The 11,358-nt window shown below is 40.6% G+C and carries 10 protein-coding genes; 6 read left to right on the forward strand and 4 right to left on the reverse strand.

Annotation, left to right across the window (positions count from 1 at the left end; all coding sequences use genetic code 11):
• Complete coding sequence (locus LMH66_RS13075; protein ID WP_229370548.1) at positions 1–2,130, forward strand: sensor histidine kinase; 2,130 nt, start codon at positions 1–3, stop codon at positions 2,128–2,130.
• 820 nt (positions 2,131–2,950) lie between these two features.
• Here LMH66_RS13075 and LMH66_RS13080 read toward each other — a convergent pair.
• Positions 2,951–3,406 carry a GNAT family N-acetyltransferase gene (locus LMH66_RS13080; protein WP_229370549.1) on the reverse strand — a complete coding sequence of 152 codons (456 nt, stop codon included), beginning with the start codon at positions 3,404–3,406 and terminating at the stop codon, positions 2,951–2,953.
• A 64-nt stretch (positions 3,407–3,470) separates the two neighbouring features.
• On the opposite strand from LMH66_RS13080, the gene LMH66_RS13085 reads away from it, so the two are divergent.
• Positions 3,471–3,611, forward strand: coding sequence for a hypothetical protein (locus LMH66_RS13085; RefSeq protein ID WP_229370550.1), 141 nt, complete (start codon positions 3,471–3,473; stop codon positions 3,609–3,611).
• A gap of 11 nt (positions 3,612–3,622) precedes the next feature.
• Here the strand turns inward: LMH66_RS13085 and LMH66_RS13090 are convergent, their stop codons facing one another.
• The gene (locus LMH66_RS13090) at positions 3,623–4,306 is read right to left on the reverse strand and encodes a 7-cyano-7-deazaguanine/7-aminomethyl-7-deazaguanine transporter (protein ID WP_229370551.1); all 684 of its coding nucleotides are present in this window, start codon (positions 4,304–4,306) and stop codon (positions 3,623–3,625) included.
• Positions 4,307–4,580: 274 nt separating this feature from the next.
• Positions 4,581–5,939, reverse strand: a complete 1,359-nt coding sequence (locus LMH66_RS13095; protein ID WP_420709421.1) for an isochorismate synthase — start codon at positions 5,937–5,939, stop codon at positions 4,581–4,583.
• Positions 5,940–6,287: 348 nt separating this feature from the next.
• Between LMH66_RS13095 and LMH66_RS13100 the strand changes: the two genes are divergently transcribed.
• From LMH66_RS13100 to LMH66_RS13110, 3 genes are all read left to right on the forward strand, one after another.
• The gene (locus LMH66_RS13100) at positions 6,288–7,466 is read left to right on the forward strand and encodes an HD-GYP domain-containing protein (RefSeq protein ID WP_102527008.1); all 1,179 of its coding nucleotides are present in this window, start codon (positions 6,288–6,290) and stop codon (positions 7,464–7,466) included.
• Between the two features lie 160 nt (positions 7,467–7,626).
• Positions 7,627–8,289, forward strand: a complete 663-nt coding sequence (locus LMH66_RS13105) for a paraquat-inducible protein A (protein WP_229370553.1) — start codon at positions 7,627–7,629, stop codon at positions 8,287–8,289.
• A gap of 183 nt (positions 8,290–8,472) precedes the next feature.
• On the forward strand, positions 8,473–8,691 hold the full coding sequence (locus tag LMH66_RS13110) for a hypothetical protein (RefSeq protein WP_102527006.1): 219 nt from the start codon (positions 8,473–8,475) through the stop codon (positions 8,689–8,691).
• 74 nt (positions 8,692–8,765) lie between these two features.
• Here the strand turns inward: LMH66_RS13110 and LMH66_RS13115 are convergent, their stop codons facing one another.
• On the reverse strand, positions 8,766–9,704 hold the full coding sequence (locus tag LMH66_RS13115; RefSeq protein ID WP_102527005.1) for a YeiH family protein: 939 nt from the start codon (positions 9,702–9,704) through the stop codon (positions 8,766–8,768).
• 192 nt (positions 9,705–9,896) lie between these two features.
• Here LMH66_RS13115 and LMH66_RS13120 point away from each other — a divergent pair, with 192 nt between their 5' ends.
• Positions 9,897–11,339 (forward strand): sigma-54 interaction domain-containing protein, encoded by a 1,443-nt coding sequence (locus LMH66_RS13120; protein WP_229370554.1) that lies wholly within the window; start codon positions 9,897–9,899, stop codon positions 11,337–11,339.
• The last annotated feature ends 19 nt before the right edge of the window (positions 11,340–11,358 follow it).

The raw sequence follows: 11,358 nt of genomic DNA on the forward strand, positions 1-11,358 counted from the left end.
GTGTCTGTTTTTAGTCAGTTTTTTGGAGTCAGTTGGCAGCAAATGCAGGCCAAGGTGCGTTATCGCATCCTGATATTAACTCTGTTACCGATTTTACTCACCTTGATCAGTTTAGTTTTCATCACTATTTACTGGAATATCAGCTACACAGGCAAGCAGCTGTTTATGAAAGTAAAAGCTGATTTAACTGTGGCAACCAACACCTTAGAACAGGTTCAAAAGCAACAAGAGATTCAACTACTTAATGTTAGTAAGTCTTGGGATTTTCAAAATGCATTCCTAGAAGTCGATAAAGGGAATCAAAGTGAGTTAGCCGCGCTCAATCGTTACCTCAAACAGCAAAAAGATATTCTTCAGTTAGATGTCTTACGATTAATCAGGCTCGAAGAAGCTAATGCCGATCCAGATTTACGTCAGATGTTGCCTAGAGTTGAAAACAAAGCCTTATCAGGTTTAATGGTGTTATCTGCTAAACGATTAGACAGGTTAGATCCGAGTTTAGCTAAACTCGCAAGGGTGCCATTGTCTGCAACTATGCGTGCAGAAGAGCCTACAAAGATTGCTGAAACTCGGGGCATGTTAAGCCGGACACTGCTGCCGATTGCTGATGAATCAGGTCAAGTAAGCTGGTATTTGGATGGGGCAACATTGTTCAATCGAGATACGGTTATTGTCGACCACATTCGGGATCTTGTTTACGACAAAGGTACATTACCTGAGCGCTCAATAGGTACCGTGACTATCTTTTTAGATAATGCACGGATTAGCACCAATGTGCCTATGGACATGTTCTCTCCGAATAAAGATCTCCAATCACGGGCGTTAGGCACATTAGTATCCGAAGAAGTTCGTCAAAAGGTGTTGGTTGACGGCACGCCATGGGTTGATCGTGCTTTCGTATTAAATGATTGGTTTATTTCAGGTTACTCACCGTTAGAAGATGTGCGTGGAAAACGAATAGGTATGATTTACACCGGCTTTTCTGAAGCGCCATTCATTCACACCTATATCTTAAACATCATCGAACTGGGCACCATATTAATGTTAGTGCTCTTGGTGTCTGGCTTTCTGGTGTATCGAGGGGCAAACAGCTTACTTGAACCCATCGAACGTATTCACCATGTGGTAAAAGCGGTGCAATCAGGCCGAGATTTGCGGATTGGTGAGCTTGGATTAGATAGGGATAATGAACTTTCTAATCTAGCTGAACAATTTGATCATATGTTGGATTTACTGCAGCGCCGTAACTTACAGATACAGTCTGCTGCTGAGCAGCTTGAAGTCAAAGTAGAAGAACGAACTCGCAGCTTGCAAGACAAAACTGAAGAGTTACAACGCAATGTGGCCTTACTCAATGAAACTCGCCAACAGTTAGTCACCAATGAAAAACTGACGGCATTAGGTGAGTTAACTGCTGGTATTGCCCATGAGATTAATAATCCGACGGCAGTGATCTTGGGTAACATGGAGTTGATGAAATACGAACTTGGCCCCAATGCAAATGTGGTTGAAGAAGAAATTGAGTTAGTGATCCAACAGGTTGGTAGAATAAGCACGATTATTCGCAGTTTGTTGCAATACAGCCGTCCTGGTGAATTTAATGCCCCACTTGAGATGCATCAAGTACAGTCAATGATTGAAGAAGTGTTAGTTCTGGTTCGACATTCGATTGAAAAGCAAAAAGTAGAACTGATTCAGCAAGTCAATACAACCGCAGAGGTCCAAGTTAACCGCCCTCAGGTTATTCAGGTGTTGATTAATTTAGTGGTCAATGCTGCTCATGCAATTGAGAGTAAAGGCAAGATCTGGATTAGAGCTGATGACTGGATAGAAAATGGAAGCGTGGTGGGCGTAAAAGTAGAAGTAGAAGATGAAGGTGTGGGGATTGCACCAGAGCGCTTAAGTCGAATCTTCGATCCATTTTACACCACCCGCAAGGATGGAACAGGTTTAGGCCTATCGTTGAGCTACGGTATTATTAAGCGCATTGGCGGCACCATTGAAGTTAAATCGACATTAGGAAAGGGCACAGTTTTCTCTATTGGTATTTATAATAAAGCCAAAGAAGAGCAAGCGGATAATCCTTATGATGGCTTACATTTTGGTGCAGTAGATGACACGAATGGCTAATTTATGGGTGTCATTTAATCTTATGCGACAAATGCTATGTGGCAAGTGTGAGGTGACAAATGTGGTACAGCTAAGACGTAACACGAATTATAGGCAAAAAAAAGCCGGGTGATGAACCCGGCCACAAAGAGTGTGTGAGCAATGTCGTGCTTGCATACTCAGTAGGGGTAATAGGAGATGAAGCTATTATCTTAACTGAGCTTTGGAACGCACATAAACAATAATCATTCTCATTATCGTTTGCAATCATTTATTCAAATTAATTACCTACTTTACATTCTCTTTACAACCTTTTTAGTCCCTGCTGTATTGATTTTTAATCTTATTTTTAGTTTTTTCATTCAAAAACAGACTGTTACATCAATTGTATATATGTCGTATCCAAGGGGATCAAATGTGGGTGTTTGCATGCTCATTAATGGAAAGTCGATTAGGGAAATAGATAACGAGAGGGCGTTTAACGAAAGAGCTTAATCTGCGCTATTCACTGAACGATAATAAGGAAAGATATAATCGGAAATTAAAAGCTGACTACAAGGCACGAGTAGAGGTTTTTAAACCACTAAATTTTAGGCGAAAAAAAGCCAGGTGATGAGCCTGGCGTTTAAAGAGTGTATGAGCAATGATGTGCTAATTCAGCGTATTTAATAGGAGATGAAGCTATTAACATTACTGAGTTTTGGAACGCAACCAAATAGTAATCATTATCATTTGCGTTTGCAAGTCAATTGCTCAATATTTTTCAATTTTGTTATAAAAAAGCACCGTAATTGAACACACTCTTCATTTTTCATTTCATAAAAGTCGTTAAATTAATGATTTAAAGCGACTTTTGTAAATGTAATTTATTTTTAGCAATATTGCTGTGGCTTTCAACCTGTGTGATCTGATATTGATTCGCCACTAACATATTCAGCATCGCTTTATATTGATTACGGGTTTTCACTTCTAGACGACTAAACCCCTGTGCTGCAGCCCATTTCTCTTGGTATTCAAGCATAGATTTTGCTAGACCAATATTTCTGAAATCAGCCACTACACCACCTAACCAACTGTAGAAGCAATGCGCTTCAATTTGATACCCCAATTTAAAACCAGCCAGCTCACCTTCAACATAAGTCAGTAAAATTAAGCTGGTCTTGTTACTCAGTCTTTGCTCAATAGATTCAATCGTTTGAGTACGATCTAGCTCACTAATTTGAGCGGTTAATAAGGCAATTTTTTCAGCTAGCTCAGCTGTCAGCTCTGTATGAGCTTCGATTTGGATATTTAACATTTAATCTTCCGCAAGGCCGATAAGCTTATCATGCTTACAGTAGAACTTTTCTGAACTATCTAGCATGGATAATTTAAACGGTAAAAAACACCTAAGCATTATATCTCATCGTACCAGTTGGGTCGTGGTAGTGATTAAAAAGTGCAGTATCGATCAAATTATCGCCAATCATTTTGAGCTTAAGCAAGACGAAGGCGATAAATAGTGCCGATATAGCTAGCTTATAGCTGGTTTATCGCCGTTATTCTCTTCAGTGTTTGCGCTGGTAGTAATCAGCTTTTCGCTGAGCACTTTGAGCAATACACCGTAAGCAGGCAGGAACAAACCTAAACTGACAATAAGTTTAAATGCATAATCCACCATGGCAATTTCAGGCCAGTGTTGAGCCATAAAGGTATCTGTAGAGGCATAGAAAGCCACACTGAAGAAGACAATAGTATCAACGAGGTTGCCAAATAAGGTTGATGCCGCAGGGGCAATCCACCATGCTTTTGCTTTACGCATTTTGGCAAATACAGTGATATCCATTAACTGACCGACTAAGTAAGCGACAAAGCTGGCGAAGGCGATACGAAATACAAACTGGTTCCATTGAGCTAATGAATCTGTACCTTGAAAAGCGCCATTATGGAAAATAACCCCCATAACATAGGAAATCACAAGCGCTGGCAGCATAGCTTTAAAAATAATACTCCGAGCTGCTTTTTGACCAAATATTCTGACCGTTAAGTCGGTGGCTAAATATACAAACGGAAAGCTGAAAGCACCCCAAGTGGTGTGATAGCCAAATATTTGAAAAGGTAGTTGTACCAAGTAGTTACTGGCACAAATAATAATGATATGAAAACTGACAAGAAACATCAGTGCTCGACGACATTGCGCCTGCGTTAGTTTTAACATGTTGTAGCCTTTTTATTGGGTTAGACGGGGTGAGGGAACCCGTATTTGAATGAGGTTGGCAGTGTTATTTGATTGATTATCGCGAACGTTTTGCTCTTTATCCAAATTGGATTAAAAATCGTCAGCTACGCCAAGGAGGACGCATTATAGAGAGCAAAAATTAAGATGCAACTATCAATTGTGTTTTTTGGTGTTTAGTCAGCTAAACCTAAGCACTAGTTAAGTGGCTAAAGTGTAAGTCGCTAAAATTTAAGTGGCTTAAGTTAGCAGAGCGTTATAGCTCGACCAATATGGATAAAATAGTGGTGAGTTTATTTTCGAGCTCTTGCCATTCGGCAAGAGGATCTGAGCCTGCCACAATACCAGCACCTGCAAACAGGTTAATTCGTCCCGGTTCGATTAAGGCGCTGCGAATAGCCACCGAAAACTCACTTTCATATTTGTTCAAATAACCACAGGCTCCAGCATACCAACCGCGATTATATCCTTCACGTTGGCGGATAAAACTGAGTGCCGATTCTTTTGGTAAACCGCCAACCGCAGGTGTTGGGTGTAAGCCTTGAAGTAATTGAAAGTCATTTACTCCTGCTTTTAACTCTGCGCGAATTGAGCGATGTAAATGCTGAATATGGGTGAGTTTAAAGATTTTTGCTGATTCATCAGCACCAACATAATTGCTCAGCGGGGTGAGTACATCAACAATCTCTTGTCTAACCAATTGGTTTTCATGGCTGTTTTTTGAGTCTTCTAAAAGCTGTTTAGCTAAAAATTCATCTTCTTCCTGATTGAGCCCACGCACAGTCGTCCCAGCTAATGCTTCAGTAAACAATTCTTTTTGTCTACGCAAATATAAGCGCTCAGGCGAGCATGATATAAAGGTTCTGTCTGGGCTGAACTGAAAGCCAAATTGGAAACTATTTGGGTTTCTGCCTTGCCAACATGCCAGCACCATCCAAGGGTCGACAACATCATTAATTTCAAGTTGAGTTTGACGAGACAGCACTACTTTAGGTGTGGTTTGATTGAATTTTGGTTGAGTGACCTGTTCAACCAGCTCTTTCCAACGTTGATAGTTAGGTAAGTCGCTACGGCCCATTAACGGTAACTTGTTAGGAGGAGATAATGGCTTTGCAGGTTTTAACTGTTTAATGGCTTCAATCGCTGCTTCGCATTCAGTTTGTTGATCTGTATCTTCAAAATTAAGATTGACCAAGAGTTTGACAATATTGCCATGACGTCGAAGTTCGATACGTGGCAGCACAAAGCGTGTGCGCCCAAAATCAGGCCAGCATTCTACTGTGCGATCAAACGCGACGCCGCCATAATAGCGAATATCTTGATTACTGCTTTTACCGCGTTGTGATTGGTAAATCGATGACAGTAATTCATCATCAATTTCTTGTTCTTGTTTGAAGTCTTTACAGGCGCCAATAGCGGCTACTTCTTCCTGTTTATCACGCCCATGCCAATAAATTCGTGGATACTGTGTTTGAGCACCTAACCAAGACAGTAATGGAATTGACTTTGCTTCCACAGAAATCTGCACTATGTGTTCTTTGGCGTGAGCCAACTTCATAGCGTTTAGCTTGTCGATTAACTGGCTAAATTGCTCAGAAAAAATGTGGCTAGGCAACAAAGACTCCAATAGTTGATAACTCAAATTGATGAAATGAGGAAGAGTAATATGGGTTTATGTAAATTATGCCTTAAGTTAATGAAGGGTTCAAAAACTGTCAATCTTAAGCCGCAATTGCTGTGATCTTAATTGCTAATATAATCTATAAAAATGGGCGATAATGATAATCAATCCCGCTAACTGTCTGAATTTGAACACTGTTAAAGATTAGTACATTTTATTTGGAGTATTTAGTCGAGACAGGATAAAATAACGATACTAAATTTACATATTTAACATTTTAAGTCATAAGTATTAGCATTATTCACTACTACTTCTTTACCGTATTCGGAGATTTACCCGTTAATGAGTCAGATTGATGAGTCAAAAGATGTCATTCGCATTCCAGTAAGCCGCTTAGGTTTAGGGATGTTTGTGGTAGCGATTGACCGTAAAGAAAGCAAAGTGGCCATTAGCAATGCGGGGCAAATTAAGCATCGTGACTCAATTGCGAAACTGGATAAAGCAGGTATCAAAGCTGTTTGGGTGGATGTTGAGCGTTCATCTGATAGTTGTGGCTTAAAGAAAAACAATTCAGCTAAATTAGCACGAAAACCAGTAGCTACCCGCGAAACTAAGCAAACTCAAGCGAAGAAAATTCTCTCTGAGGCGAAAAACCTCGTGCGGAAAGTGCTGTCTGAAACTTATGAAGGTAAAGCGGTTGAAGTCGCGCCTTTTGAAGATATTGCAGACAAAATGATTGAATCAGTGATGGATGATGCCGATGCATTAAAGTGTGTTTCAGCGTTAAGAACAAAAGATGCCTATTTACTTGAGCATTCTGTCAATGTGGCATTTTTGCTGGTGACATTTGGTAAGCATCTAAATCTCGATAAAGCATTATTGAAAGAAATGGCTGTGGGAGGAATTTTGCATGATATTGGTAAAATTCAAGTGGATAACAAGATCCTCCACAAACCAGGCAAACTGACTGATGAAGAGTTTGAAGAAATCAAAATGCATCAGGTGTACGCAAGAGATATCATGCAAGAAACCACGGGTTTATCGCAAGTGAGTAAAGATGTTTGCTTAATGCATCATGAAAAGCTAGATGGTAACGGTTATCCCAATGGCCTTAAAGGTGATGAAATACCACAACATGGCCGTATGAGCTGTATTGTTGATATCTTTGATGCCTTGACAGCTACTCGTTGCTATAAAGAAGCAATGAGTCCTGCGGCTGCGTTTAAAATCTTAATGAAGTTAACCCCATTTCATCTCGATCAAACACTCGTTTATGAGTTCATCCGCTGCGTCGGGATTTACCCTGTGGGTTCACTAGTGCAATTGTCTGATGAAAGAGTTGGCATTGTGTGGGAATCAAAGGGACGTGATGCATTAAACCCTGTGGTGAAGTGTTTTTATTCGCAAAAGCATCGACGTTATACCGATGTCACCTTTGTTGATTTACGTAAATCAGATTTAAATATTGAGCGGGGTATATCTCCTCGTTCGCTCGAAGTCGACCCTAGCCCATTTTATTAATTCACAATAAATACAAATGCTCAATGAACACTCATGAGAGCGTTTGAAGTTAATAACTTACCTGTGTTTTTTGATAGCTCCCATTCACCAGCGTCACCCTTTTTAGCTTTCTTGTTGTATATTCCCTTTGACTTACTCTCAATCCATTTTCGGAGATAAAATGAAATCTTTGGTTAGCATTAGTGTCATTCTACTTTCTTTAGCGTTGCTTATTCCTGGGGTGACACAACCTATTTTGACCATTCAAGGCAGCATCGAAAAAGCTGAGTTGGTTGAAACTGGGGTCAATATGTTTACCGACAGTTTATCTGAAAGTTCGCGAAGTAGTGCTCGCAGCATGATGGAGATGGCCATTAATATGTTTGGGTTTGATTCCATTGAAGGCGAAGTCGAGGTGTTTTATAAAACCCGCAGCATTGTCGATACTGTCAATGAGCTTTATCAGTCAAATAATGTGCTTGTCGCAGCTTTAGTTGGCATATTTAGCATGGTGTTTCCTGCAATAAAGCTACTTCTCATGCTGGTTATCTGCTTACCATGGTTTACTCGTCAGCAGCAAAGTGTGATTAAGGTGATTAGTGCTATTGGCAAGTGGTCAATGGCAGATGTATTTGTTGTTGCTTTGATTGTTGTTTATATGGCGGGTAATGCTTCAGCGGGAATGGGGGAATTATTAAAGACCACTGCTCAATTTGAACCTGGCTTTTATTTTTTCAGCGCTTATTGCGTCTTTTCAATCGCCAGTCATTGGATGGTTACGAGTATATTTATCAACCCAGCAGAAGATGTGTCTCATAAATTAGCTAACAGCCACACGGCGTAAATTCTGAGACGGCTTAGCTATTATTTTTGTATTACTTATTGAAAAAGTTACTATTTAAATTATCCAATAAGCCTGTCTTTAAATGACTACAGTGTAATTCAGCATAACTTAGAAATAATCAGTATTGGCGGCTTAAATAGACTCTTCCGATAATTGCCTTGAGTATCCTAAATCGAGGCAATGATGATTTCATTGTTTAAAGCAGGGTTAAAACCCCAATCTAAAATAAAAATATACAAAGCTATCGCGATTATCAGCTTGTGCATTATTGCTATTGTTGCTTCTGTGCAAACAACAGGACTAACCCGTGCAGTGATAGAGCTATTAGCTTTTGGCGGGCTTATTGGGCTCGCGTTAGCTAAGCCCTATATTCAGACACAAGCATCACAGGACGCAGAGTAGCGACCTCCCAGCAATATTCACATTGCTAGATTTCGTGCTGCTTTACTGTTTTTCCTATCCTTCACTATCCTTCACTATCTTATCCATAAAATATAACCCAGTGATGAACTGCCAATTGCTAGCCAGAGTAGTACGCCTAACAACAGAGGCTTAGGTCCATTGGCGCGCATTTTACTGACTGTGATACCCGCACCAATCAAGAATAAACACACAATCAATAATTGCTTTGATACGCTAAAAAGCACGTCATAGACAGGTTGGCCTTGGGGAATAAAATAAGCCGTTAAAATAGCTAAACAATAAAAACCAATAAAGTACGGAATAGATATTTTTGACTTATCACCACCAAACGCGATGGCGCTGAGTAAAGCGATTGGAATTATCCACAAAGCGCGAGCTAGCTTAATCGTGGTTGCCGTTTTTAAAGCTTCATCGCCATAAGCTGACGCAGCGCCAACAACTGAAGAAGTATCGTGAATTGCAATCGCGCTCCAAACCCCAAAGTCATACTGGCTCAATGATAATGCATGACCAATGGTTGGAAAGAGGAACAATGCGGCTGAATTGAGTAAAAAAATACAGGCGAGCGATACAGCAATTTGATCATTCTTAGCATTAATCGCAGGCGCGACAGCGGCAATCGCGCTGCCACCACAAATCGCGGTGCCACAGCTAATCAAGTGGCCAGTTTTATCTTCCAACTTCATTAATCGGGTTAACCCGAAACCCAATATAAGGGTGAAAAAAATAGAGCCAACGATTAAGCCTAAGTTATTGCTACTTGCAGAAATTGCTTCAGGTAAATTAATACCAAAACCTAAGCCAACAATAGAATAAGCCAATAGCTTTTTGGTGACTTTATTTAAATCGATACTGACTGGCACCATACCTAAGCTGGCAAGAGTAAAGCCCATTAGCAAGGCTATTGGAGAGGAGATAATTGGCGTTAAACATATCAAACCTACAGCAATAAATAGCCATAATTTGAATTGCGCAGAAAAACCACTAGTCATGAACAGTCACTCAAAAAGTTGATGGTCTATTGTAGCAATTCGAAAGACATTGAACGATAACAGAAGATGAAAAACCATCAGCTAGAATAACTTTTGTCGTGTTGCGGCGCTTGAGTGATATTTTAATCGCGAAATATCGTGACTTGATTATAATAACCGCACTAATGATGAGTTTTACAGATGGTATTAGAGATGACAACGTCAGCAAACTTAGCTACCCCTCACTTTTTGCCTGAGAACACTTTATTGCTAAATGCGATAACCGAAGGTGTTTACGGCTTTGATCTCAATGGCAATGCCGTATTTATTAACCCAGCAGCAGAACAAATGACAGGCTGGGAAAGTGCTGAATTAATTGGCAGAAATATTCATGACTGTCATCACCATAGTCACGCTGATGGTAGCCCTTATCCTCAGCATGATTGCCCCATTTACCGAACCTTGCACGATGGTGTTGCTCGTCAGGTATCGGAGGATGTTTTTTGGCGTAAAGATGGCACTAGCTTCCCCGTTTATTATAGTTCAACCCCTGTTTATGATAACGGTGTATTGATTGGAGTCATCGCGATATTTCGAGATGTCAGTATACAAAAACATACCGAAGACTCCCTGCGCGAGGCATTAGCACAGGTGCAGGCACTGTCGGAGCGACTCGCCTCTGAAAATCAATATTTACTTACTGAGCTTCAAGGAAAGCAAGGTGCGATGGGGTTATCTGGTAACAGCCAAGCAATTAGCCATTTAACTCAGCAAATCAACCTAGTGGCTAATACCGACAGTACCGTGTTGATTTGCGGCGAGAATGGCACTGGTAAAGAGCTGGTGGCACGAAGCCTTCATCAATTAAGTCATCGAAAAGATCATCCTTTAGTAAGCGTGAACTGTGCGGCCTTTTCTGCATCGATATTAGAAAGTGAACTGTTTGGTCATGAAAAAGGCGCTTTTACTGGTGCAGTTAGCAGACGCAAAGGCCGATTTGAGTTGGCCCATAATGGCACCTTATTTCTCGATGAAATTGCCGAATTAAGCCTTGAAGCACAGTCAAAGCTATTGCGAGTGATCCAAGAGCAGGCCTTTGAGCGAGTTGGTAGCAGCGAAACGATTAAGGTCAACATTCGACTAATCGCCGCAACTCATCACGATTTACAAGCACGAGTAGAGCAAGGTTTGTTTAGAATGGATTTGTACTATCGACTCAATGTGTTTCCTATTATCGTGCCGCCCTTACGACAACGTCGTGAAGATTTACCTGCATTAGTCAGCGACCTAGTCGCTTCTTTAAGTCAGAAGCTTGGCAAGAAAATTACTAAAGTTAGCGCCCAAGGTTTAAAGAAACTTCAGCAATATGCTTGGCCTGGCAATGTACGTGAACTGCAAAACCTAATTGAGCGCGAAATCATTCTGACGCAAACTCAAATGCTTGATTTTAAGAGCTTATCGCTTAACTCTGCTCAACAAACTGACTTATCGACTAATCAATCCCTCACTATGGCGCAAGCTGAAGCTGCACATATTGTCAAAACGCTAGAGGCTACTCAATGGCGAATTTCTGGGGCTCATGGCGCAGCTGCCGTGCTTGATATGCCGCCAAGTACCTTACGTTCAAGAATGAAGAAGTTATCCATTAGCCGCTAGATGATTTGGTTAAACAGAA

The organism is Shewanella sp. 10N.7, assembly GCF_020806285.1.
Classification (GTDB): Bacteria; Pseudomonadota; Gammaproteobacteria; order Enterobacterales; family Shewanellaceae; genus Shewanella; species Shewanella electrodiphila.

Coding starts and splice junctions, on each gene's coding strand:
- LMH66_RS13080 (WP_229370549.1), bottom strand. CDS start 3,406: ATGTTAAATATCCAAATCGAAGCTCATACAGAGCTGACAGCTGAGCTA.
- LMH66_RS13085 (WP_229370550.1), top strand. CDS start 3,471: ATGGATAATTTAAACGGTAAAAAACACCTAAGCATTATATCTCATCGT.
- LMH66_RS13090 (WP_229370551.1), bottom strand. CDS start 4,306: ATGTTAAAACTAACGCAGGCGCAATGTCGTCGAGCACTGATGTTTCTT.
- LMH66_RS13100 (WP_102527008.1), top strand. CDS start 6,288: ATGAGTCAGATTGATGAGTCAAAAGATGTCATTCGCATTCCAGTAAGC.
- LMH66_RS13105 (WP_229370553.1), top strand. CDS start 7,627: ATGAAATCTTTGGTTAGCATTAGTGTCATTCTACTTTCTTTAGCGTTG.
- LMH66_RS13110 (WP_102527006.1), top strand. CDS start 8,473: ATGATTTCATTGTTTAAAGCAGGGTTAAAACCCCAATCTAAAATAAAA.
- LMH66_RS13115 (WP_102527005.1), bottom strand. CDS start 9,704: ATGACTAGTGGTTTTTCTGCGCAATTCAAATTATGGCTATTTATTGCT.
- LMH66_RS13120 (WP_229370554.1), top strand. CDS start 9,897: ATGACAACGTCAGCAAACTTAGCTACCCCTCACTTTTTGCCTGAGAAC.